The organism is Kitasatospora sp. NPDC094028, from assembly GCF_049543595.1.
Lineage (GTDB): Bacteria > Actinomycetota > Actinomycetes > Streptomycetales > Streptomycetaceae > Kitasatospora.
In genome coordinates this window covers 510341-533367 of sequence record NZ_JBMVFA010000001.1, presented here as the reverse complement: position 1 = coordinate 533367, position 23027 = coordinate 510341, and the positions used below count along the sequence as shown (strand labels likewise).

Below are 23027 nucleotides of genomic sequence, written 5' to 3'. Positions count from 1 at the left end.
GACTTCCCGCGCCGAGCGCTACGCCAGAATCGGGCCATGGGAACGAACATCCAGGGATTCGTGGAGTGCCGCACCTGGGGCCCCGGCCTCGGCATCGGGGAGACCGCCTGGTACCCGGCCATCGAGCTGCCCATGCTCGGCGTGTCCAGGGACTACAGCGGCTTCCCCTGCCTCTTCGGTGTCCGTGACCACGGTGGCCGCTGGCAGCCCGTCGCCGCCGACCGCGGCCTGCCCCCGGACGCCTCGGAGAGCGTCCGGGCCGACCACGCCGCCTGGGGCGAGGCGGCGTTCGGCGCCAGCTGGCTGGACTGGACCGAGTTCCTCGCCATCGACTGGGACGAGCCGGCGATCCCCCGCGCCACCCACATCACCCGCTACCGCCGGCTGCCGGACGGCACCCTGGAGCCGAGGCACCGGGAGGACTGGAGCCGGGGTTTCGCACGGGCCAGCGGCATCGACACCAGGAGCGTCGACCCCGGCCGCATCGGTGACCTGTGGGCCGAGGGCACCGAGTGGGACGCCGGCACCACCGTCTTCCGCGCCGAACGCGCCCGGCGCCGCGACGCCGTCCCCGCGGACGGCCCGTGGGAGCCGGTGTGGACCGTCATGCGCACCCTCGCCGGAGTCCACGGCGAGCGGAACGTCCGGCTGGTCGTCTGGTTCGAGGAGTAGACCGCCCGCGCCGCGTCAGAGCGCCAGGACGGGCCGGACGGAGAACTCCTCGTACACGTCCTCGCCCTCCTCCCCGTACACGAACTCGGCGTACTCGGGGTGGCCGCGGTGCGCGGTGGCCAGCGGCAGCCAGCCCAGCAGCGCGCCGTAGCCGCCGCAGGTGGACTCACCGCCGTCGCCGCCGTGGACGGCGGTCGGGTCGCTGCTCAGCTCGCTGCGGTAGGTGTCGTAGGCGATGCGCAGGCCCAGCGCGTTCGCCGCGCTCTGCGGACCGGCGGGGTGGTCGTAGGGGACGCGGTCGAGCGGGCACTCGTCGCCCCAGCGGAACAGGGTGTCCGCGCCGGCCCCGCAGGCGTGCTCCCACTCGTCGGGGCTCGGCATCCGCAGGCCGCGCGCGGCGAGCAGGGCGGGCGTGCCGGCGGGCGGCTCGGTCAGCGGCTCGTCCTCGACCGCCATCAGCACCGCCCCCAGGGTGACGGTCCGGCGCGGGCCGAGCAGGCCCGCGAGGTGGGAGCGCAGGTCGGGGCCGTGGCCGAAGCCCTGCTCCAGGCTCTCCCGGTAGTCGGCCTCCTGCCCGGGCGCCGGCCGCCACCGGTCGGGGTCGAACCCGAGCGTGACCGTGCCACCGGGCACCAGGGCGAACTCCTGCCCGTCGCGCTCGATGCGGGCACGGTGCAGCGGGGCGCCGAGGTGCTCGACGGTCTCCACCGCGACCACCCGGCCGCCGGCCGATTCGGCCGCCTGTCGGGCGAACCGGCGGGCGGCGGGCAGGTCGACGGACCGCCAGCGGGCGAGGGTCAGTTCGGCGAGGGACATGCGCCGCAGTGTTCCACGCGCCGCCGACAGCGGACGCCGCCGCGCGGGACGTCGACCGGTCCGACTTCCCGCGCGGGATCGTTCGGCCCGCCCTACCGGCGGCGGGGCCTGCCGGGGCGGCGGCCGTTGCCCTGGGGCTTGGCCCCGGCGCGCAGGGACGCGGCCGCGGCCGTGGCGGGCCAGTGGGCGGGGCGGGTGAGGGAGGCGGGGAGGCGGGTGGTGGCGTCCCCGCGGGCGGCGTTGAGCTGGGCCTGGGTGAGGAAGAGCGCCGTGGTGAGGTCGGCACCGGCGAGGTCGGCGTCGCGCAGGTCGGCGCCGATGAGGTCGGCGAGGCGCAGGTCGGCGCCGGAGAGGTCGGCGGCGACGAGCAGGGCGCCGCGCAGGTTGGCGCCGCGCAGGTCCGCGCCGCGCAGGCGGGCGCCGAAGAGGTCGGCGCCGCGGTGCTCCCGGCGGCGGGGGACGGCGGCGCGGACGAGCTCGCTCGCGCGCAGCAGCAGCTCGGCGACCCGCTGGCGGTGCGCGGGTACGTCGACGGCGAGGACCTGTTCGGGCGTGCCGCCGGCGAGCCGGTCGGTCTCGTCCAGGGCGGCCCGCAGTTCGGCGTGGAGCGCGCCGGCGGGTTCGAAGGTGAGCGCCTCGGTGAGGTACCAGAGCAGCTCGTGGAGCTGGCGCACGATCGGGAACACGTCGAACATCGGTGCCGCGGTGGCCGGTTCGTCCCGCCAGCTGGTCCTGCCGAAGGTGACCTGGGAGACCCGCTGCCCGGCGCCGAAGCAGTCGTAGACGGTGCAGCCCTGGAAGCCCTCGCCGCGCAGCCGCGCGTGGATGCCGCAGGTGAAGTCGGTCCGCAGGTTGCGGCAGGGGGTGCCGGCGGACTTGTTCATCGCGAAGTCGGTGCCGGCGGCGAACGGCAGGGCGACGCAGCACAGCCCGAAGCAGCTGCCGCAGTCGGACTGCAGCACGGTCAGCGGCCGATCGGTGTCGCGCACGTTCCAGGGTCCTTCCACCGGTTGGGCACCGGTGCGGCGCCATGGGACCCGGAAATCCTACTGGGCACACCCGCCCTCCGGCATGTAATGTCCCCAACGCGCGATCGACTATTACCACGGAGGCACCACGATGCAGCAGCCGGACGTCGCCGGGCTGGTCCGGATGTGGATCGGCGGCTGGACCGTCTCCCGGGTCGCCGCCGACCCGGTGGAGCGGCCCTGGGGCTGGAGCATCGACGTCGCCAACCCGCGCGGGGAGCTGGCCCGGCACGTGCTGCCCGCGCCGACCGAGGACCAGGTGCGCGGACTCGCCGGGAGCATCACCGCCCCGACCACCTGGCTGAAGCTGTTCGCCGAGGACGACACCGTCCGCCCCTGGCTGGGCCCGCAGTGGCGGATGGACGTGCCGGGCTTCCTGATGTCCGCCCCACTGGCGCCGGCCGGGCCCGTGGAACTCCCGCCCGGCCACACCCTCACCACGTGGAGCCGAGGCGGCGTGCTGCGCGCCCTGGTGCGCACCGGGGACGGGCACCTGGCCGCGCACGGCCAGGCGGGTCTGGCCGGCCCGGTGGCCGTCCCCGACCAGATCGTCACCGCCCCCGAGCACCGCCGCCGGGGCCTGGGCGCCGTGGTGATGCGGACGCTGCAGTCCGCCGCGTACCAGGCGGGGGCCCGCACCGGCGTCCTGGTCGCCACCCCGGACGGCCGGGCGCTCTACCGGGCGCTCGGCTGGACCACCCACGCCCCGATGGCGAGCCTGGTGCTCGACCCGCCGACCGAGTAGCCGGGCGGCTCCGCGGTGACAGCGCCCGACGGCCCGGGCGGGACGACCGCGCTCGGGGAGGTCGGCGACCAGTCCCACCGGGTGACCCCGGACCGGATCGAGGTCCTCCGGCCCGCTACGGCAGGGGCCTCGGGAGCGGCCACGGCCACGGGCAGTCGGCGGCGTTCAGGAGCACCGAGACGGTGTCGTCCTGGGCGTTGGTGACCGCCAGGTCGAGCGCCCCGCCGGCGGTGAACCGGCCGGCCGTGACGCCGTCCGGGGTCGACCAGTGGCCGGACCCGGTGGGATAGGACTCCGGCGCCCGGAAGGTACCGTCGCCGTTGCCGCGCAGCAGCGCCACCGCGTTCCCGCCGGTGGCCAGCGCCAGGTCGGCCGTACCGCTGCCGGTGAAGTCGCCCACCACGACCGAGACCGGCCCGCTGCCCGCCGGGTAGGCGCGCACCGGCTGGAAGGTGCCGTCGCCGTCGCCGAGCAGGACCTCGGCGGAGTTCTCCGAGTCGGCGAGCACGAGGTCGAGTCGGCCGTCCCGGCGCAGGTCGGCGACGGCCAGCGAGACCGGGACGCCGCCGACCCGGTGGGCGGTCGGGGCGCCGAGGGTGCCGTCGCCGCCTCCCGGGAAGACCGCGACCTCGCCGACGCCGTCGAGGGCGACGGCCAGGTCGAGGTGGCCGCTGCCGCGGAGGTCGGCGAGGGCGATCGAGGCGGGGTTGGAATCGGCGCCGGTCGGGTGGTTGTCCGCCGGCTGGAAGGTGCCGTCGCCGTTGCCGAGCAGCAGCGAGACGCTGCCGTCGCCGGACTCGCCCAGGTTGGCGACGGCCAGGTCGAGCGTCCCGGTGCCGCGGAAGTCGCCGAGGGCGACGGCGTCCGGGTGCGGGCCGGTGGCGAGGTGGTGGGGCGGCTGGAAGGTGCCGTCGCCGTTGCCGAGCAGCACCGCGACGCCGTCGCCGTCCTGGTCGGCGACCACCAGGTCCGGCACGCCGGTTCCCCGGAGGTCGCCCACGGCGATGGCGCTGGGGCCGGGCCCGGCGGGGTAGCAGCGCCGCGGGGCGAAGGTGCCGTCGCCGTTGTTCAGCAGGATCGACACGGTGCCGTCCGCGGCGTCGGCCACCGCGAGGTCGGTGCGGCCGCTGCCGGTGAAGTCGCCCGTCGCGATCGCGCGCGGGTTGTGCCCCACCGGGTAGTCCGCCTTCGGGGCGAACGCCCCGGTCGTCGGCGTGCCCGCCCCGGTCGTCGGCGTGCCCGCCCCGATCGACCCGGCCGCCGACGCGCCGGCCGGCAGGGCCGTCGCCGCGCCGAGCGTCAACAGGCAGGCCGTCAGGGCGGCTTGAGCCGACCTCAGTGCGCGCATGGCCCCATCACTCCCGTCCGGGCACCACCCGGCGCCCCTCTCGGGGCCGATGCTCGCCCGGCGGGCGGGGAGGTGGCCGCAGCGACACCCCGGGGTCGCCGGTTCGGGCGGCGGGCGCGCGAACGCGGGGCGCTCGGGCGCGGGCGGTTCAGGCAGCTCGGGCGCGGGCGGTTCAGCGGTACGGCAGCAGCTCGGCCCGCTTCGGCGGCCGCCCGTCGCCGGAGGAGCGCCCGGTGAGGCGGCGGCCGATCCAGGGGCCGAGGTGGCTGCGCAGCCAGCGGGCGTCGGAGCGCAGCCGTTCGGCGCGGCCGGCCGGTGCGGCGGGGGGCAGCGGGGCGCGCCAGTCGAAGTCGGCGGGGCGGCCGAGGGCTTCCAGGACGCCGGCGGCGACCCGGCGGTGGCCTTCGGGCGACAGGTGCAGGCGGTCCTCGGCCCAGAGCCGGCGGTCGTCGAAGCAGGGCGCGGAGAAGAGGTCGACGACGGCGAAGCCGTCCTGCTGCCCGAGTTCCTGCACGAAGGCCTTCATCCGCAGGATGGCGGGCAGGATCCGGGCGCTGCCGGCCATCCGCCGGGTGGGGTCGGTGCTGGTGAACAGGACGACGGTGGCGCCGGTGGCGCGCAGTTCGGCGGCGCAGCGGCCGAGCAGCCGCTCGACGCGGTCGATGTCGCAGCCGGGGCGGAGCACGTCGTTGAGGCCGCCGGCGAGGGTGACGAGGTCGGCGCCCATGGCGGTCGCGACGGGCAGCTGCTCGTCGTGGATCTGGCCGATGAGCTTGCCCCGGACGGCGAGGTTGGCGTACCGGAGGCCGTGGCTCTCGCCCTCGCCCTCGCCCTCCCCTTCGCGCTCCTCGGACAGCGCGGCGGCGACCCGGTCGGCCCAGCCGCGGTAGCTGCCGTCCGGCAGCAGGTCGTCGCACATGCCTTCGGTGAACGAGTCGCCGACGGCGACGTAGCTCGCGTAGCGGCGCTGGGTGGTGGGCACGGGGCCTCCGCTCTCCTGGGACGGTTCTGCGGTCCGACGATCGTACGTGCGCGCCTGCGGGCGGAACCGCCGGGGGCCCGGCCGTGCGCTCCGCTCGTTCCGCTCATTGCGCGTCGACTGTTCGTTTATCGGCCCGCGCCATCCTGAGGACACGGGGCGGCGGCCGGCGACGGGGGCCTTGCCGCCGCCCCGGCCAGGCCCGCCGGGCGGCGCCGTCACCCCACGACGACGGCCCCGCCGACCACCTCGTCGGCCACCTTGCCGACGGTCTCGTCCGCCGCGCTCCGGGCCGTGTACCAGTGCTCGCGCACCGCGTCGGTGGGCCGCTGCTCGCCCAGGGCGTCCAGCCCCCACGCGCCCAACGCCTCGATCACCGGCCGCAGTTCGGCCCCGCGCGCGGTCAGCTCGTACACCGTGGCGCTGGCCGGCCGCTCCAGCTTGCGCCGGACGGCGAGCCCTTCCCCCTCCAGCTGCTTGAGCCGGGCGGCGAGGATGTCGGTGGAGACGCCGGGCAGGTCGGCGTGCAGGTCGGTGTAGCGGCGCGGGCCGCCGAGGAGTTCACGGACGATCAGGAGGCTCCAGCGTTCCCCCACCGCGTCCAGGGCGCGGGCGACGGCGCAGTACTGGTCGTAGCTTCGGCGTGACATGTGGATCAGCATAGCCAAGAAGTTGGACTTTCCAAGTGCCGACTTGGTAGAACAAAGCAGAAGCAGCGGAGCGGTGGTGACGGTCGGGAGGCCGCAGATGGAGTTTCGGCAGTCCAGCAAGCTGAACGGCGTGTGCTACGAAATCCGCGGCCCGGTGGTCGACCAGGCCAACGCCCTGGAGGAGGCCGGGCACAGCGTGCTGCGGCTGAACACCGGCAACCCGGCGCCGTTCGGCTTCGACGCGCCGGAGGAGATCATCCAGGACATCATCCGCAACCTGCCCGCGGCGCACGGCTACAGCGACTCGCGCGGCATCCTGCCGGCCCGCCGCGCGGTGGTGCAGTACTACCAGCAGCGCGGCGTCCGGGGCGTCACCGTCAACGACGTCTACCTCGGCAACGGCGTCTCCGAGCTGATCCAGATGGCCGTCACCGCGCTGGTCGACGACGGCGACGAGGTGCTCGTCCCGGCCCCGGACTACCCGCTGTGGACGGCGTCCGTCCGGCTGGCCGGCGGCACGGCCGTGCACTACCTGTGCGACGAGGAGGCCGACTGGTACCCGGACCTCGACGACATCGCCGCCAAGATCACCGCCCGCACCAAGGCCATCGTCGTCATCAACCCCAACAACCCCACCGGCGCGGTCTACCCGAAGGAACTGCTGGAGGGCATCCTCGACCTGGCCCGCCGCCACCGGCTGATGGTGCTGGCCGACGAGATCTACGACAAGATCCTCTACGACGACACCGTGCACCACTGCCTGGGCGCACTCGCCGACGACGTGCTCACCCTCACCTTCAACGGCCTCTCCAAGGCCTACCGGGTGGCCGGCTTCCGCAGCGGCTGGCTGGTCGTCTCCGGCCCCAAGCAGCACGCCGCCGACTACCTGGAGGGCCTGACCATGCTCTCCGGCATGCGGCTGTGCCCCAACGTGCCCGCCCAGTACGCCGTCCAGGCCGCGCTCGGCGGCCACCAGTCCATCAACGACCTGGTGCTGCCCGGCGGCCGGCTGACCGAGCAGCGCGACATCGCGGTCAAGGCGCTGAACGAGATCCCCGGCGTCAGCTGCGTCAAGCCGAAGGGCGCGCTGTACGCCTTCGCCCGGCTCGACCCGGCGGTGCACCGGATCGTCGACGACGAGCGCTTCGTGCTGGACCTGCTGCTGCGCGAGAAGATCCACGTCGTCCAGGGCACCGGCTTCAACTGGCCCCGCCCGGACCACTTCCGCTTCGTCACCCTCCCCCGGGCCGACGACCTGGAGACGGCGATCAACCGGATCGGGCGCTTCCTGGCCACGTACCGGCAGGTCTGAGCCCGTACGCTCGGCCACCATGACCGTTCTGCGCTCCATCGCCCTGTTCGCGCTCGCCGCACTCGCCGAGATCGGCGGCTGCTGGCTGGTCTGGCAGAGCGTGCGCGAGCAACGGCCCTGGTGGCTGGCCGGGTTGGGCGTGGTGGCGCTCGGCGCGTACGGCTTCGTCGCGGCGCTGCAGCCGAACGCGGAGTTCGGCCGGGTGCTGGCCGCGTACGGCGGGGTGTTCGTGGCCGGCTCGCTGCTGTGGGGCATGGCGGTGGACGGCTTCCGGCCGACCCGGTACGACGTGCTGGGGGCGCTGGTCTGCCTGGCCGGGGTCGCCGTGATCATGTACGGGCCCAGGCGCTAGAACGGAACGGCCCCGGCGCCGAGGAGAGTTCCTCGACGCCGGGGCACGTCAGGCCCGGCGGGGACTACCAGCCCCAGCCGCCGCCCTCGCCGTCGTCGTCGCGGCCGGAGTCCCAGCCCTCGCCGACCTTGCGCTGGATCGAGTAGTTGTCGATCTGCTTGCCGTCCTCGGTCAGCGCGGTGACCTTCATGACGGACTTCTGGCCCAGCCGCGCCGGGGTCACGTCGACCTTGATGAACGAGTAGCCGGTGTAGCGCACCCGCGACCACTGGATGGTCTCGGGGGTCTTCACCCGGCCCTTGCTCCAGTAGTAGGTCTTGACCTCGTCCTGGTGGTTCTCGTGGCCCTCGTAGGTGTCGGGCACGTCGAACTTGTAAAGGCTGCGGCCGGCCGCGCCCGCGGTCACGTAGACCACGCCGTCCTTCTCGGGCTCGATGGTGGCGCCGCTGGGCACCTGCTTCGAGACCTTGTTGCCGAGGATGGCGTCGGTGCGCTCGTAGATGTGGTTGTGGCCGTTGATGACCAGGTCCACGCGGTACTTCTCGAACAGCGGCACCCACGCCTCGCGGACACCGCCCTCGGAGGCGTGCGCCACCGTGGTCGAGAAGGCGCAGTGGTGGAAGAAGACCACGATGAAGTCGATGGTCTCGTCGCCGCGCAGGTCCTTGAGGGTGCGGTCCAGCCACGCGGTCTGCCTGCCCGCCGAGAGACCCAGGTTGGCCGGGATCTCGTAGGAGACGTCGTTGGCGTCGAGCGAGATGACGCCGACGTTCTTGTAGCGGAAGCTGTAGACGCCGGGGACGGTGCGCGGGTCCGGGCCGTTGTCCGGCAGGAAGAAGCGGGTGTTCTCGCCGCCGTAGCCGTTGGGCGAGTACCAGGCCTCGATGTCGTGGTTGCCGTAGGCGACCATCCACGGGATCTCGGCGGCGACCGTCTCGGTCTGGACCAGGAAGTCGTCCCAGGTCTTCGCGTTGAAGACGGACTTGTCCGGGTCGGTGCCGGAGCCGGCCGGGTCGGCGTAGCAGATGTCGCCGGCGTGCAGGTGGAAGGCCGGCTTCTGGGCCTTGATGATGTGGTCGTTGCCGGCCGCGTGGGCGCTGACGCCCTGGTCGCCGAAGGCGGTGAAGGTGAACGGCTCGTACACCTTGCCCCAGCGGTGGTCGCGGGCGGGCGCGGTGCGGAAGGTGTGCAGGGTGGAGATCTGCTGCTGCGAGGCCGGGTCGAAGCCCTGGTGGCCGACGCCGTAGTAGTACGTGGTGTCGGGGTGCAGGTCCTCCAGCGCCACGTGCAGGTAGTACTGGTCCACCGGCTGGCCGGTCGGGGTCAGCGCCGGGGTGTGCAGCGCGCGGACCTCGGCCTCGACCTTGTGGCTCAGGTCCCACGGGTGCTTGCCGAAGCGCAGGAACGGCTTCTTGACCGGCGCCGGGACCTGCCAGGAGACGCGGAACTGGGTGTCCGGCTCGGGGCCGAACTGGAGGTGGCGGCCGATCGGCGCGACCAGCGAGCCGTCGATGCCGTCCGCCGTGCCGCCGGTCAGCAGCTGCGGGCTCGCCGGGGCGGCGAACGCCGGGGCGCTGCCCAGTGCACCGCCGACGGCGATGGCGCCCACGGTCACGGCGCCGGCGCGCAGCATCCGGCGGCGGGAGAAGCGGGCCCGCAGGTACTCGTGCTGCTCGGCCATGCTCATGCGGTCGGCGAGCCGCGCCGGCACGCCCATGTTGGGGATATCCATGCGCGGGACTCTGTCAGCGGCGCGTTGACCACACACGGCCTTTCGGTGAACGGGTGTCAGCGTGTCCCCCACTCGAACACCAACGTTCGACCATGAATCGGCAAAGAGCATGTTCGTACCGGCGCGACGACGGATCATGGCCTGCGCACGATCCGCCCCCTGACGCGGCGTCGGGGGCTCGGCACCGGAGGGCTCAGCCCGTGGGTTCGTCCCAGTGCGCGGCGGAGCGGTTCCCGGTGCCGTCGCAGGTGCGGCAGACCTCGTCCCGGTAGGCGTGCTTGGCGCCGGCCGCGTCCACCCGGTAGCGCACGTACACGCCGGTGCCGTCGCAGAGGAAGCAGTTGCCGCCCCCGCCGCCCATCTCGGTGGTGCCGGTGCCCTGACAGGTCCGGCAGCTGAGGCCGGCGGTCCGGCCGGTGCCCGCGCAGATGCGGCAGACCAGCGTCATCCTCGTCCTCCCTGCCCCGGAACCCTTCGCCGCCACCGGCCATGGTAGTGGCGCCGCTCCCATGCCCGCCCGGCGACGCCAATCTGACCGGTCGTCACGTCGCGCGGCGCCCCGGTCAGTCCGCCAGGGACTCGCGGACCCGGCGGGAGACCGAGATCAGCTGGAGGTCGAGCAGGCCGGGCGGATCGGCGAGGCCGGGGCCGCCCGCGTGCACCCAGGCGGCGATGTCGTCGATCATCTCGTCCATCAGCACGAAGCCGAGCCAGACCGGGCGCCCGCCCGCCGCCCGGCCCTCGCCGGACGGGCCGACCACCACCACGTTGGACTGGGTGCAGACGTCCAGGCACTTCACCGCGCGGACCCGGCCGGCCGACCCGACCGCCGTGCGCAGCCGCTCGTACTGGCCCGCGTGGTCCACGCCGGGGTGCTTCGCCTCGGTGCCGCAGCAGCAGCCCCGGCAGACGGTGACGGTCACCGGGGACGCGGCGGCGGAACCGGCACCCGTCCGGCGGTCTCGGCGGCTCATCGGTTCCCGGGTCCCCTCGTCAGTGTGCGTCCGGCACCCGGCACTGTACCCGCCGCCGCCCGACCGCCCACCGCCGGGACCGCCGCCCACCTCCCGCGACGGGGGCCGCCGCACTAGGCTGCGCATGATCATCGGGGGCGAGGGGACGGGGGCGGACGTGCCGCGACGACGAGCGCGGGCCACGCGCGTGGCGGTGGCGGGGGTGCTCGGCGCCGCGCCCGGGCCGGGGGGAGCGGGCGCCCGTGGCCACCGCTGAGGCCAGGTGCCCGGTCAGCGAACCGCTCCCGGGCGAGGACGGCCCGGTCTGCCTGTACGAGGGCGACGACATCGAGGAACTGCGCGAGGTGATGGGCCGCCACCTCACTCCGCACCGGCTGACGGTCGTCGGCGAGCAGCGCTCCACCAGCCGGTTCCGGGTCTTCCACCAGGGCCGGGTCGCCTTCTACGACCACACCTTCGGCGTGCCCGTGCGGATGCGCACCGAGGAGCTGCCGGACTTCTACAAGGCCATCTTCCCGTACGCCGGGAACGGCCGGGTGGTCGCGAACGGCACCGCGCTGCCGTCCCCGCTGTCCATCGCCGGGCCGGGCGACCGCGTCCTGATGGAGTGGGACCACGGGACGTACAACGGCTCGCTCGCCATCTCCCGCCGGCACGTCGACCAGGCCGTCGCGGCGCGGCTGGACGACACCCTCCGGGAGCCGGTGCGCTTCCGCCACCCGCTCGACGACGACGATCCGGTCGTCCGTTCCTGGCTCGGACTGGTGCGCCAGTTCCGGGAGTTCACCGTCTCGCCGCTGGCCCGCCGGTCCGAGCTGGCGGTGCGGCACTTCGAGCAGCTGCTGATCGACGGGCTGCTCGACGCGCAGCCGCACTCGTGGAGCCGCCCGGTGGCGGAGCACGGCCGCGCCGTGCTGCCGAGCGCCCTGCGGCGGGCGACGGACTACTGCGAGGAGCACGCGGGCGAGGCCGTCTCGGTCGCCGACATCGCGCGGGCCGCCCGGGTCGGCCTGCGCGGCCTGCGGGAGGGGTTCCGGCACCACCTCGGCACCACGCCGCTGGCCCACCTGCGGCGCGTCCGGCTGGACCGCGCCCACCACGACCTGCTGGCCATCGCGGACGGCCGGGCCACCGGGACGGTCACCGACGTCGCCCTGCGCTGGGGCTTCGCCCACCTGGGCCGGTTCAGCGCCGAGTACCGGCGGGCGTACGGGCACCCGCCGTCCGAGACGCTGCGCCCCCGGGGCTGACCCGCGCCGGCCCGCGACCCGCGCCCGCGCCCCGGCCCGCGCCCGCCGCTACCCGACCGCGCGGGCCGCCGCCCGGCCCGCCGTGCGGCCGGAGAACAGGCAGCCGCCGAGGAACGTCCCCTCGAGCGAGCGGTAGCCGTGCACGCCCCCGCCGCCGAACCCGGCCGCCTCGCCGGCCGCGTAGACGCCGGGCAGCGGCTCGCCGTCCGGGCGCAGCACCCGGGAGGAGAGGTCGGTCTCCAGGCCGCCGAGCGACTTGCGGGTGAGGATGTTGAGCCGGACGGCGATCAGCGGGGCGGCGTCCGGGTCGAGGACGCGGTGCGGGGCGGCGGTGCGGATCAGCTTGTCGCCGAGGTAGCGGCGGGCGCCGTGGATGGCGGTGATCTGGAGGTCCTTGGCGAAGGGGTTGGCGACCTGCCGGTCGCGGTCCTCGACGGTGCGGCGCAGTTCGTCCGGGTCGATCAGCCGCTCGCGGGTCTTGGCGTTCATGCCGCGGGCGAGGTCGGCGAGGTTGCCCGCGACGACGAAGTCGGGCCCGTGCCGCAGGTGGCCCTCGACGGGGCCGGGGGCGCCGGGCAGCGCGCGGCCGAGCACGCCGCGCAGGGACTTCCCGGTCAGGTCGGGGTTCTGCTCGGAGCCGGAGAGGGTGAACTCCTTCTCGATGATGCGCTGGTTGAGCACGAACCAGGTGTGTTCGTGCCCGGTGGCCATGATGTGTTCGAGGGTGCCGAGGGTGTCGAAACCGGGGAAGAGCGGGACGGGCAGCCGCTTGCCGCGGGCGTCCAGCCAGAGCGAGGACGGCCCGGGCAGGATGCGGATGCCGTGCCGGGCCCAGATCGGGTCCCAGTTCTCGATGCCCTCGGTGTAGTGCCACATCCGGTCGCCGTTGATCAGACTGGCGCCCGCCCGCCCGGCGACCTCCAGCATCAGGCCGTCGACGTGCGCGGGCACGCCGGAGAGCAGCTTGGCGGGCGGGGTGCCGAGCCGGGCGGGCCAGGCCTTGCGGACCAGGTCGTGGTTGCCGCCGATGCCGCCGGAGGTGACGATCACGGCCTGGGCGCGCAGTTCGAAGGCGCCGGCGGTCTCGCGCGAGCTGGCCTCGCCGCGGGCGGCGGGGCTCGGCACCAGCACCTCGCCGGTGACGGTGTCGACGGCGCCCGCGGTGGCGGCGAGGCCGGTGACCCGGTGCCGGAAGCGCAGGTCGACGAGCCCGCGCGCGGCGGCGGCGCGGACCCGGCGGACGAAGGGTTCGAGCAGCCCGGGCCCGGTGCCCCAGGTGATGTGGAAGCGCGGCACGGAGTTGCCGGGCCCGTCCGCGAGGAGTCCGCCGCGCTCGGCCCAGCCGACGACGGGGAAGAACCGCACGCCCTGGGCGTGCAGCCAGGCGCGCTTCTCGCCGGCCGCGAAGTCGACGTAGGCCTCGGCCCAGCGGCGCGGCCAGGCGTCCTCGGGCCGGTCGAAGCCGGCGGTGCCGAGCCAGTCCTGCCAGGCGAGGGCGTGCGAGTCGCGCACGCGCATCCGGCGCTGCTCGGGCGAGTCGACCAGGAAGAGACCGCCGAAGGACCAGTGCGCCTGGCCGCCGAAGGAGGCCGCGGGCTCCTGGTCGAGCAGGATCACCTTCCGTCCGGCGTCGGCGAGTTCGGCGGTGGCGGCGAGGCCGGCGAGTCCCGCTCCGATGACGATGACGTCGGCGTCCAGGGCCATGCGCAGTCCTCCGTCGCAACTGGCGGGGCGGCGCGCCGGGGGCCGGGCGCCGTCGCTGTGCGCCCGATACTGGGGCCTGCGGTGACGTCCGGTCAACCGACCGGTAACAAGCAGTCGCGCGAATTCCGCTCCACGGTGTTTCGGAAATACCTCCGATACGCGGTGGAGCGGAATTCGAAATGTTACCGGGTGTCATCTGATGGAATTTCCGGAATTCCCGGCGAAAGCATGGACGTCCACGAAACCTGGCAGTAACTTACCTGCGAGTAGCTGAGGCCCGGCACTGCACGACCCCCACCCGTCGTTTCTCTCCCCCAGGAGGAACCGTGCTCCGCCCTGCCCAGAAACTCCGGCGACTCCGCAATTCCACCGTGCTCGCCGCGATCGCCCTCGGCGCCGCCCTCGCGCTCACCTCCACCAGCGCGCAGGCCGCCACGCCCGCCCCCAAGCACTACGTGGCGCTCGGCGACTCCTACGCCGCCGGCGCCGGCGTGCCCGGCCAGTCGGCCGGCCTGTGCCTGCGCTCCGACCACAACTACGGCCACCTGGTCGCCGCGGCGCTCGGCGCGAACGCGTACACCGACGTCACCTGCGCCGCCGCCAAGGTCAGCGCGATGACGCAGCCGCAGTACGACGCCTTCCTCAAGGTCAACGACCCGCAGCTGAACGCCGTCACCGCCGACACCGACCTGGTCACCCTCGGCATCGGCGGCAACAACCTGGGCACCAGCGACCTCGGCGTCGGCGACGTGATCGCCACCTGCGTCGCCGGCGCCGTCGTCAATCCGCTCGGCACGCCCTGCCAGGACGTCTACAGCAACGGCCACTGGGACTGGAGCAGTTGGTCCTGGCAGTACGGCGAGGACAAGCTCGCCGACCGGATCGAGGCCGCCCGCCCGCAGGTCGCCGACGCGCTGCGGCGCATCCACGCCAAGGCGCCGAAGGCCAAGGTGCTGCTGGTGGGCTACCCCTCGGTGCTCCCGGCGGACGGTTCCTCGTGCGTGCTGCGCCAGCCGCTCGCCCCCCGCGACGTCCCGTACCTGCACCGCACGCTGGAGGCGCTCAACTCGATGCTCGCCGACACGGCGGCGGCCAACGGCGCCGTCTACGTGGACACCCAGACCCCGACCGCCGGGCACGACGCCTGCTCGGACGACCGCTGGGTCGAGGGCGCGCTGCCCGGCTCCCCCGCCGTGCCGTTCCACCCGAACGCCACCGGCGAGAAGGTGATGGCCGACGCGGTGCTCGCCGCCCTGCGCTGACCGCCCTGTGCTGACCGCCCGGCGCGGGAAGCCCCGAGGGGCCGGTGACCGGACCCCGGCCACCGACCCCTCGGCCCGCGCGCGCACGACGCCGGGCGGCGCTACTCGGAGCGCACCGGCTCGACGGCCAGGCCCGCCGACCACTTCTCCTCGACCCGGCCGAACTTCCAGAACGCGATCGCGCCGGCCCAGGTGAGCACGAACAGGGCGACGATCGCGTAGCCGACGAAGTTGAGGTCCAGGGCGCCGATCCAGGCGATCGGGCCGCTGGTGATGTCCAGCTTCTCGCCGAGCAGGCCGATCAGCTCGATCAGCCCGATGACGAGCGCCACCAGCACCGACAGGCCGGTGACGGTCAGGTTGTAGTAGATCTTGCGGACCGGCCGGGAGAACGCCCACTCGTAGGCGAAGTTCATGAACGAGCCGTCGATGGTGTCCAGCAGGCTCATCCCGGCCGCGAACAGGACCGGCAGCGTCAGCAGCGCGTACCAGGGCAGCGAGAAGGCCGCCGCGCCGCCGGCCAGCACCAGCAGGGACACCTCGGTGGCGGTGTCGAAGCCGAGGCCGAACAGCAGGCCGACCGGGTACATGTGCCAGGGCTTGGTGACCGCCCGGGTGACCCGGCCCAGGATCCGGTTCATCAGCCCGCGCTTCTCCAACTGCCGCTCCAGCTCGGCCTCGTCGAACTCGCCGTGGCGCATCCGGCGGAACACCTTGAGGATGCCGTTGAAGGCACCCAGGTTGATCAGGCCGAGCAGCAGCAGGAAGGTGCCGGAGACGGTGGTGCCGATCAGGCCGGTCCAGGTGTGCAGGGTCGAGTCGTCCGCCTCGACCTCGTCGGCGAGCGAGCGGATGCCGAAGGCGAGCAGCGCGCAGAGGCCGAAGACGATCGAGGAGTGCCCGAGCGAGAACCAGAAGCCGACCGACAGCGGCCGCTTGCCCTGGCCCATCAGCTTGCGGGTGGTGTTGTCGATCGCGGCGATGTGGTCGGCGTCGAAGGCGTGCCGCATGCCGAGGGTGTAGGCGGTCATGCCCATCCCCGCGCCGAAGACCTGGCCGCCGACGTCGTAGTGCTCGGGCTCGACCAGCGCGAGCAGGGTGAACCAGCCGACGACGTGCAGCGCGAGGATGAAGCCGCCCATCCCGGCCAGGCGCATCCACTCCTCCCGGGTGAGCCGGTCGCGCCAACGGGGGGCGGTCGTCATCGGGTTCCTCTCGGCAGGGTGGTCGGAGCCCGGCCATCTTTCCGCCTTGAGCAGCGCAGTTGCAAGTCGTATGCAAGTACGGATCGGTCTCCCGCGGCGCCCCGCTGACCCGGTCAGATCCCTGACCGGGTCAAGCCATCACCCCACCCGGGGTGACTCGTCAGGAAATCGGACGATTCCTCCCCTAGGGTCGAGATGCCGACGCGCCCCCCGGCACGCCACCCGTGCGCGCCGTGGGCCGCCCGGCACTCACCGGCCCGGGACCCGATGGGAGCGGCCACATGCCGTCCTACCCCTTCCACACCACCCGCGAGGACGTCCGCGTCCCGCTGCCCGACGGCACCGTCCTCGCCGCCCGGGTGTGGCGCCCGGTCACCGACGAGCCCGTCCCCGCCGTCCTGGAGTACTCCGGGGCACGCCTCACCGACCGCACCGCGGCCGAGGACTCCCGCCGCCACCCCTGGTACGCCGGCCACGGCTACGCCGCCGTCCGGATCGACACCCGCGGCCACGGCAACTCCGGCGGCCGCCCGGGCGAGCCCGGCGGCGAACAGGAACTCGCGGACGGCGCCGCCGCCGTGGACTGGCTCGCCCGCCGCCCGTGGTGCGGCGGCCGCCTCGGCCTGCTCGGCGTCGGCGCCGCCGGCGCCACCGCGCTGCGGCTGGCCGCCCTCACCCCCGACACCGTGGCCGCGGTCGTCACCGCCTGCCCCGAGGGCGGCCACCGGCTCGGCGGCGCCGTGCTGGCCGCCGACCTGCACACCCGGCTCACCGCCCTGATCGCCGACGCCGCGCTCCCGCCCGACCCCCGGCACGTCGGCGACGCCTGGCGCACCCAGTGGCTGGCCCGCCTGGAGTCCCTCGAACCGCCGGTCGACACCTGGCTCGCCGAGGGCGACACCACCGTCCCGGTGTCCGCACCCGTCCTCGCCGTCGCCGGCTGGGGCGACCCGTCCTGCTCCTTCGTGCTGCGCCTGCTCGCCGGCTCCCCCAGCGCCCGCGCCCTGCTCGGCCCGTGGCCGCACGGACTGCCCGAGGCCGCCCTGCCCGAGACCCTGCGCTGGTGGGACCACTGGCTGCGCGGCACCGACACCGGCGTCCTGCGTGAACCCGCCCTGCGCAGCCGGCTCGGCGAACACTGGCGCGGCGAGGAGACCTGGCCCTCCCCCGACGTCCGGGAGGTCCACTACGGCCTGGACGGGCCGCTGCGCACCGCCGGCACGGCCGCCGAGGACCGCTGGGTGCCCGTCCGCTCCCCGCAGCACACCGGCCTCAACGCCGGCGCCTACGTCCCGCACGGCCGCCCCGCCGACCAGCCGCCGGACCAGCGCGAGGAGGACGGCCGCTCGGTCTGCTTCGACTCCCGGCCGCTGCCCGAGCCGGTCGACCTGCTCGGCGCGCCGGCCCTGCGGCTGCGGCTGCGGGACGGCGGCGGGCCCGCCCAGATCACCGCCCGGCTCTGCGCGGTCGCCCCGGACGGCACCTCGCGGCTGCTCACCCGGGGCGTCCTGGTCACGGACGGCCCGGAGGCCGAGGTCGAACTCGCCGCCTGCGCGGCCGCCGTCCCGGCCGGGCACCGGCTGCGGCTGGCCCTCTCCTCGGTCTACTGGCCGTGGGTGTGGCCGCCCGCCGACGACTCCGGGTACGCGCTCGACCCGTCCCGTTCGGCGCTGAGCCTGCCGGTGCGCCACCTGGCCGCCGACGAGGGCGCCGCGCCGATCGGCTTCGAGGCGCCGGCCCTGCCCGATCCGCTCGACGTCCGGGTCACCGAACCGCTCACCGCGCGGCCCGAGCACGTCACCGTGCACGACATCGGCCGCCACGAGTGGCGCACCGAGCTGTCGCCGGCCACCGACGCCACCCTCACCCACCCGGACGGGCTGGTCCGCGACGAGCACACCGTCACCGCGTACCGCGTCCTCACCGGCGCCCCGCTCAGCGCCCAGGCCCGCACCGACCGCACCGTACGGCTGGAGCGCCCCGACATCGGCTGGGACGTGACCGTCCAGACCCGCACCCAACTGCGCTGCGACGCCGGGCACTTCCTCAGCATCGTGCAGCTGCGGGCGCTGGAGGCCGGCTCGGTGGTGTTCACCCGGGAGTGGCAGCACCGGGTGCCCCGGGAGGGGTGAGCGGGGCCGGGGCCCCGGCCCCTCCCGGGGCCGGCGGGTTCAGGATGGCCGGGCTCGGCACCGCCGTCACCACCCGCCTGGAGGGCCACGACGGCCGGGGGCGGGTCACCCTCGGCCCTTCCTCCGGCGCTGGTTTTTGACAGATCAGACAAGAACTGGCACGCTCCTCACATGGCACGCCCGAGGAAGTTCGACACCGACGCCGCGATCGACGCGGCCATGAACACCTTCTGGTCCAAGGGGTACACGGCGACCTCCACCGACGACCTCGCCGCGAGCACCGGCATGCTGCGCGGCAGCCTGTACAACGCCTTCGGCGGCAAGCGGCAGCTGTTCGAGCTGGCGCTGCGCCGCTACCGGGAGCAGGGCGCGGCCGGCGGCAACCCCCTGCGGGACGACCGGCCGCCGCTGGAGCGGATCCGCGAGCTGATGCGCGCCGGCGTGGACCGTACGGCGGCCGACCTGCGCGGCTGCCTCGCGGTCAACACCGTCACCGAACTGGCCGGCGCCGAGCCGGAGTTGGCGCAGCTCGCCCGGGAGGCGCTCACCGCCCTGGAGGCCGCGTTGACGGCCGCCGTCGAGGACGGCCGGCTCCGCGGCGAGATCCGCGCGGACCGCGCGCCCCGGCTACTGGCCCGCCAGACGATGGCCGCCTTCCACGGCCTCCTGCTGCAGGCCAAGGCCGGCTTCGAGGCCGAGTCCCTGCACGCGACCATCGACGCCGTCGTCGACGACCTGCGCGCCTGAACACCCCCGCCCCCGCCGCGGGGGCCTTCGCTGCCCACGTTTTTGGCAGCTCGACCAATAACTACGTCCGATGGAGGCCAGACCCCATGCCCCTGCTCCCCGTCATCCTGGCGGCCTTCTTCATGTACGGCTTCGACGGCAACGTCGTCAACGTCGCCCTGCCCGCCATCCGCGGCGACCTCGGTGCCGGCCAGGCCGCACTCGAACTCGTCGTCGCCGGCTACGTGTTCAGCTACGCCACCGGCCTCGTCATCGGCGGCCGCCTCGGCGACATCCTCGGCCACCGGCGGATGTTCCTGACCGGCATGGCCGCCTTCACCGGCGCCTCCGTCCTGTGCGGACTCGCCCAGTCCCCCACCCAACTGGTGCTCGCCCGCCTCGTCCAGGGCCTCAGCGCCGCCGCCATGGTCCCCCAGGTGCTCGCCCTCATCACCACCGCCCTCCCCGCGGCCGACCGGCCGCGCGCCCTCGCCTGGTTCGGCGTCACCGGCGGCCTCAGCGGCGTCTGCGGCCAACTGCTCGGCGGCGTCCTGCTCGACGGAGACCTGTTCGGCCTCGGCTGGCGCGCCGTCTTCCTGGTCAACCTGCCGGTCGGCCTCGTCGTCCTCGCCGTCGCCGCCGCCGTCCTGCCCCGCACCCGCACCGGCCGCCGCCCCGCCCTGGACGGCATCGGCGCCCTCGCCGTCTCCGGCTCGCTCGCCCTGGCCCTCGCCCCGCTCGTCCTCGGCCGGGAAGCCGGCTGGCCGCTCTGGGCCTGGGCCATGCTCGCCGCCGCCGTCCCCGCCTTCCTCGCCGCCCTGCGCTGGGAGCGCCGGCTCGCCGCCCGCGGCGGCCAGCCGCTGCTCGACCCGGAGCTGCTGCGCGGGCCCGTCTTCCGCACCGGACTCGCCGTCAACGCCGCCTTCATGGCCTACTTCGCCGGCTTCGTCTTCGTCCTCGCCCTCACCCTGCAGACCGGCTTCGGCTACAGCCCGCTCCGCTCCGGCCTGGTCTTCACCCCGATGGCCGTCCTGGCCATGGCCGGCTCACTGGCCGGCAAGCGGCTGCTCCCCCGGTACGGGCTGCGCGTGCCGGTCGCCGGCGGGGCGGTCACCGCGCTCAGCCTGCTCGTCACCGCCCTCGGCCTGCGGACCACCGGCGCCGACCACGCCCTCCCGTGGCTGCTCACCGCCCTCGCCCTGATGGGCGTCGGCAACGGCCTCGTCCTGCCCTCCCTGATCGGCGCCCCGATGGCCGGCATCGCCCCCGAACGCGCCGGGACCGCCTCCGGCACCCTCTCCACCACCCAGCAGTTCGCCGCCGTCACCGGCGTCGCCGCCCTCGGCGGCACCTACTTCGCCGTCCTCGACGGCCACGGGTACGCCACGGCGGCGGCCGCGGCCACCTCGCTGGCGCTCGGCGCCGCCCTCGCCATGATCGGCCTGACCGTCCGGCTCGGCCGGGTCACCGCCGCGGCCGCGGCCGCCGCCTCGGCGACTGTTGCCCCGGCGACCGTTGCCCCGGCGACCGCTGCTCCGGCGCCCCGGACGCCGGTTCCGGCCGGCGAGCACTGACCGGGCCTCGGCTAGACCGTGGCCGCGCCGTCCAGCCAGCTCAGGTACCAGTCGCGGAAGTCCGGCCCCGGGACGAGGTCCGAGCCGGTCCACAGGTGGTCCGACCACACCTGACCGGCCGCCTCGCCCGTCACCACCAGACGGGCGAACGAGCCGCAGCCGATCTCGGCGATCACCAGGGAACCGGTGAACCAGCAGACGTCCACGGGCTCGTCCAACGGCAGGTGCCGGTCGCACACCTCGGCGTCGGGCGCCGGACGGAAGCGCTCGGTGTGCGGGAACGGCACGGCCAGCTCGGCCTGCCAGTGCGGGCCCAGGTCGGCCTGGTGCCGGGCCCAGTTCGCGCCGCCGAAGCGGTACAGGCCGTACAGCGGGCCGGCGCCGCCGCTGCCCACGGTGGTGAGGAACGAGCGGTAGGAGGGCGGGAGTTCGAGGCCGTGACGGCGCTCGAACCCGGCCACCTCGGGCTCCGGCAGTGGCGGGTCCAGCCGGTAGCGGTGGCGCCGGGCACTGATGTCCCGCACCTCCGGATCGGCCTGCGCCAACGCCCGCAGCCGGGCCCGGATCCGCTCCACGTCCCACATGGCGGCCATCCTCGCACGGCGGTGTCGAGCGGCGCCGCGAAAGGGCGCCGCAGGACGGCCCTGCGGACCGGCGTCGCAGGAGGGTGCCGCAGGACCGGCGCCGCGGAACTGCGCGGGCCCCGGGCGAGCGGTGAGGTACCGCCCACCCGGGGCCCGGGTCGTGGGGAAGTCCGCGGGGTCAGGCGCGCGCGGCGGCCTTCGTGTCGAGCTCGGCGAAGAACTCGTCGGCGATCCCACGGGTGCGCGGGAGGGCGTCGACCGGCTCGCCGATGATCCGGCCCGCCAGCTCACCGGCGACGCGGATCACGTCCTCGCGCAGTTCGGCCTCGGCGACGACCCGGTCCGCCTCCAGCTGGACGGCGGCCTCCGCCACCAGGCGGTCTCGCACCTCCAGGCCCTCGGCCCGCAGCTGCGCGAGCAGCGCCGCGCCCTCCTCGGTGGCGGCCTGACGGATGGCGGCCGCCTCGTGGCGGGCGGCGGCGAGCTCCGACTGGAACTCCTCGTAGACGCGCCGCGCCTCGGCGCGCGCGGCCTCCGCCCGCTCGATGCCACCCTCGGTGGCGTCATGGCGCTCGGCCAGGGTCTTCTCGATCCGGGGAAGCACGAGCTTCCCGAGGAATCCGAAGATCAGGAAGAAGACGACGAGTCCGACGACGAGTTCAGCGGCATCCGGCTGCAATGGTCCCATGGTCAGATGATATTTGAATCACTGTCACCGCCCAAGGCGGGTTCCTGCTCCGGCACCTCCACGATCAGCAACGCCCCCCGGCTGCCCGCCCGCACCGCGTGCGGCACCCCGGCGGGGACCTGGCACAGCTCGCCGACAGACACCGTCAAGTCCACCCCGCCCAGGCGCAGTTCGAGGGCACCCTCGGTCACGTACAGCACCTCGGCCGTCCCGTGCACCTCCTCCGGCAGCTCCCGCCCGTCCATCCGCAGCACCTTGACCACCGCCGTCCCGACCGCCCCCAGCACCACGGACCGCCAGGCCCCGGGCAGTCCGGCCGCGCGCTCGTTCACATCCACCGTCGCGTTCGCGTTCGCGTTCACCAGGCTCATGGCCCGCGACGCTACCCGCGCCGGGCCGGACGTTGGTCGACCGGAGGGTAAAACCTGCCAGGATCGGCCCGGTGAACGCCCGCACCCTGTACGAGACCCTGCTGGACACCGACGGCCCCTACCAGGACGTCGTCGACGCCTGGCTCCGCCCGTCCGCCACCGCCGACTACCGTGCCCGCCTGCAGACCGCCGGCGTCCACCGCACCCGCTGGTGGGGCACCGAGAACGGCCAGGGCCTGCTGGAGGAGCTGTACGCGCTCGGCCGGATCGCCGACTTCCTCCTCCTGGAACCCCGGCTCCCGCCCTATCTCGCCCTGTTCACCGCCCTCGGCATGACGCCCTTCACGGACGCCGGCGCCGCCTTCGACCCCTTCCGCCACGAGATCACCGAAGTCGAGCAGGCCGAGGACCCGGACACCCCGATCGAACCGCTGGACGTCCGCTCGCCCGGCCTCATGCTCGGCGAGCTGTTGTTCACCCGTGCCGGCGTCCGCGTCCGGGCCGGGGCCGCACACGCCGAACGCGGCGTCGCCGACCGCTCGGTGCTCTACTGGACGCACCGCCGACCGCACCGCCCCACCCGCGACCTCTCCCAGGGCTGGGGCAACAACTCCCAGTGGCGAACGGACCTCCGGCTCGACTACCGCACCCCGCACGGCGACCTGCTCAACGTCGCCGAGAACGGCCCCATCGACGGCCGGCCCGACCTGCACCCGGACGACCCGGCGAACCTCGGCCCCGAGGAACGCCTGCTGACTCCCGCCGAGCGCCGCGAACTGCTGCGCCACCGCTGCCTGTTGCGCACCCCGCAGGCCGCCCGCCCCGGCGGCCTCCCCGCCTGGGCCGAGGACCTGCGGGTATGGGAGTGGCGCCTGCCGGCAGAGGAGGAGGGGGCCGCCGGTGAACCGTGACGGCCGACAAGG

Annotated in this window: 22 protein-coding genes and 1 pseudogene; 10 read left to right on the top strand and 13 right to left on the bottom strand. The window is 74.6% G+C overall.

Annotation, left to right across the window (positions count from 1 at the left end; genetic code table 11):
• Positions 1–36: 36 nt before the first annotated feature.
• The gene (locus ACPC54_RS02465; protein ID WP_498960309.1) at positions 37–672 is read left to right on the top strand and encodes a hypothetical protein; all 636 of its coding nucleotides are present in this window, start codon (positions 37–39) and stop codon (positions 670–672) included.
• Between the two features lie 15 nt (positions 673–687).
• Here the strand turns inward: ACPC54_RS02465 and ACPC54_RS02460 are convergent, their stop codons facing one another.
• Both ACPC54_RS02460 and ACPC54_RS02455 read right to left on the bottom strand, forming a co-directional pair.
• Entirely contained in the window at positions 688–1488 is an 801-nt protein-coding gene (locus ACPC54_RS02460) for a hypothetical protein (protein WP_498960307.1), read from the bottom strand.
• 92 nt (positions 1489–1580) lie between these two features.
• Positions 1581–2477 (bottom strand): pentapeptide repeat-containing protein, encoded by an 897-nt coding sequence (locus ACPC54_RS02455; RefSeq protein ID WP_498960305.1) that lies wholly within the window; start codon positions 2475–2477, stop codon positions 1581–1583.
• 130 nt (positions 2478–2607) lie between these two features.
• Between ACPC54_RS02455 and ACPC54_RS02450 the strand changes: the two genes are divergently transcribed.
• Positions 2608–3261, top strand: a complete 654-nt coding sequence (locus tag ACPC54_RS02450) for a GNAT family N-acetyltransferase (protein ID WP_498960303.1) — start codon at positions 2608–2610, stop codon at positions 3259–3261.
• Positions 3262–3376: 115 nt separating this feature from the next.
• Here ACPC54_RS02450 and ACPC54_RS02445 read toward each other — a convergent pair whose 3' ends face one another.
• The 3 genes and pseudogenes from ACPC54_RS02445 to ACPC54_RS02435 form a co-directional block, all read right to left on the bottom strand.
• Positions 3377–4609, bottom strand: a complete 1233-nt coding sequence (locus ACPC54_RS02445; protein ID WP_498960301.1) for an FG-GAP repeat domain-containing protein — start codon at positions 4607–4609, stop codon at positions 3377–3379.
• Between the two features lie 172 nt (positions 4610–4781).
• A complete protein-coding gene (locus tag ACPC54_RS02440) occupies positions 4782–5591 on the bottom strand; it encodes an SGNH/GDSL hydrolase family protein (protein ID WP_498960299.1) in 810 nt (269 codons plus the stop codon).
• A 293-nt stretch (positions 5592–5884) separates the two neighbouring features.
• Positions 5885–6238: pseudogene (locus tag ACPC54_RS02435) on the bottom strand (winged helix-turn-helix transcriptional regulator); the annotation flags it as partial.
• Between the two features lie 97 nt (positions 6239–6335).
• Here ACPC54_RS02435 and ACPC54_RS02430 point away from each other — a divergent pair.
• Positions 6336–7550 (top strand): pyridoxal phosphate-dependent aminotransferase, encoded by a 1215-nt coding sequence (locus ACPC54_RS02430; protein WP_498960297.1) that lies wholly within the window; start codon positions 6336–6338, stop codon positions 7548–7550.
• A gap of 19 nt (positions 7551–7569) precedes the next feature.
• Entirely contained in the window at positions 7570–7902 is a 333-nt protein-coding gene (locus tag ACPC54_RS02425) for a YnfA family protein (RefSeq protein WP_498960295.1), read from the top strand.
• A gap of 64 nt (positions 7903–7966) precedes the next feature.
• Here ACPC54_RS02425 and ACPC54_RS02420 read toward each other — a convergent pair whose 3' ends face one another.
• The 3 genes from ACPC54_RS02420 to ACPC54_RS02410 all read right to left on the bottom strand — a co-directional run bounded on the left by ACPC54_RS02420 (position 7967) and on the right by ACPC54_RS02410 (position 10608).
• The gene (locus ACPC54_RS02420; protein WP_498960292.1) at positions 7967–9634 is read right to left on the bottom strand and encodes a purple acid phosphatase family protein; all 1668 of its coding nucleotides are present in this window, start codon (positions 9632–9634) and stop codon (positions 7967–7969) included.
• Between the two features lie 193 nt (positions 9635–9827).
• Positions 9828–10082, bottom strand: coding sequence for a hypothetical protein (locus ACPC54_RS02415; RefSeq protein ID WP_498960291.1), 255 nt, complete (start codon positions 10080–10082; stop codon positions 9828–9830).
• A gap of 115 nt (positions 10083–10197) precedes the next feature.
• The gene (locus ACPC54_RS02410; RefSeq protein WP_498960289.1) at positions 10198–10608 is read right to left on the bottom strand and encodes a (2Fe-2S) ferredoxin domain-containing protein; all 411 of its coding nucleotides are present in this window, start codon (positions 10606–10608) and stop codon (positions 10198–10200) included.
• A 242-nt stretch (positions 10609–10850) separates the two neighbouring features.
• On the opposite strand from ACPC54_RS02410, the gene ACPC54_RS02405 reads away from it, so the two are divergent.
• Positions 10851–11858, top strand: a complete 1008-nt coding sequence (locus ACPC54_RS02405; RefSeq protein ID WP_498960287.1) for an AraC family transcriptional regulator — start codon at positions 10851–10853, stop codon at positions 11856–11858.
• Positions 11859–11906: 48 nt separating this feature from the next.
• Here ACPC54_RS02405 and ACPC54_RS02400 read toward each other — a convergent pair whose 3' ends face one another.
• Positions 11907–13562, bottom strand: a complete 1656-nt coding sequence (locus ACPC54_RS02400; protein ID WP_498960285.1) for an FAD-binding dehydrogenase — start codon at positions 13560–13562, stop codon at positions 11907–11909.
• A 326-nt stretch (positions 13563–13888) separates the two neighbouring features.
• Between ACPC54_RS02400 and ACPC54_RS02395 the strand changes: the two genes are divergently transcribed.
• Complete coding sequence (locus ACPC54_RS02395; protein WP_498960284.1) at positions 13889–14824, top strand: SGNH/GDSL hydrolase family protein; 936 nt, start codon at positions 13889–13891, stop codon at positions 14822–14824.
• A 101-nt stretch (positions 14825–14925) separates the two neighbouring features.
• Here ACPC54_RS02395 and nicT read toward each other — a convergent pair whose 3' ends face one another.
• On the bottom strand, positions 14926–16029 hold the full coding sequence (gene nicT, locus ACPC54_RS02390) for a Nickel transporter NicT (RefSeq protein ID WP_498960282.1): 1104 nt from the start codon (positions 16027–16029) through the stop codon (positions 14926–14928).
• A 281-nt stretch (positions 16030–16310) separates the two neighbouring features.
• On the opposite strand from nicT, the gene ACPC54_RS02385 reads away from it, so the two are divergent.
• The 3 genes from ACPC54_RS02385 to ACPC54_RS02375 all read left to right on the top strand — a co-directional run bounded on the left by ACPC54_RS02385 (position 16311) and on the right by ACPC54_RS02375 (position 20461).
• Positions 16311–18161 carry a CocE/NonD family hydrolase gene (locus tag ACPC54_RS02385; RefSeq protein WP_498960280.1) on the top strand — a complete coding sequence of 617 codons (1851 nt, stop codon included), beginning with the start codon at positions 16311–16313 and terminating at the stop codon, positions 18159–18161.
• Positions 18162–18332: 171 nt separating this feature from the next.
• Entirely contained in the window at positions 18333–18908 is a 576-nt protein-coding gene (locus ACPC54_RS02380; RefSeq protein WP_498960278.1) for a TetR/AcrR family transcriptional regulator, read from the top strand.
• Positions 18909–18994: 86 nt separating this feature from the next.
• Positions 18995–20461 carry an MFS transporter gene (locus ACPC54_RS02375; protein WP_498960276.1) on the top strand — a complete coding sequence of 489 codons (1467 nt, stop codon included), beginning with the start codon at positions 18995–18997 and terminating at the stop codon, positions 20459–20461.
• An 11-nt stretch (positions 20462–20472) separates the two neighbouring features.
• Here the strand turns inward: ACPC54_RS02375 and ACPC54_RS02370 are convergent, their stop codons facing one another.
• The 3 genes from ACPC54_RS02370 to ACPC54_RS02360 form a co-directional block, all read right to left on the bottom strand.
• Complete coding sequence (locus ACPC54_RS02370; RefSeq protein WP_498960274.1) at positions 20473–21045, bottom strand: SMI1/KNR4 family protein; 573 nt, start codon at positions 21043–21045, stop codon at positions 20473–20475.
• A gap of 178 nt (positions 21046–21223) precedes the next feature.
• The gene (gene atpF / locus ACPC54_RS02365; protein WP_498960272.1) at positions 21224–21733 is read right to left on the bottom strand and encodes a F0F1 ATP synthase subunit B; all 510 of its coding nucleotides are present in this window, start codon (positions 21731–21733) and stop codon (positions 21224–21226) included.
• Positions 21734–21735: 2 nt separating this feature from the next.
• Positions 21736–22104, bottom strand: coding sequence for a cupin domain-containing protein (locus ACPC54_RS02360; RefSeq protein WP_498960270.1), 369 nt, complete (start codon positions 22102–22104; stop codon positions 21736–21738).
• 71 nt (positions 22105–22175) lie between these two features.
• Here ACPC54_RS02360 and ACPC54_RS02355 point away from each other — a divergent pair, with 71 nt between their 5' ends.
• Positions 22176–23015 carry a hypothetical protein gene (locus ACPC54_RS02355; RefSeq protein ID WP_498960268.1) on the top strand — a complete coding sequence of 280 codons (840 nt, stop codon included), beginning with the start codon at positions 22176–22178 and terminating at the stop codon, positions 23013–23015.
• The last annotated feature ends 12 nt before the right edge of the window (positions 23016–23027 follow it).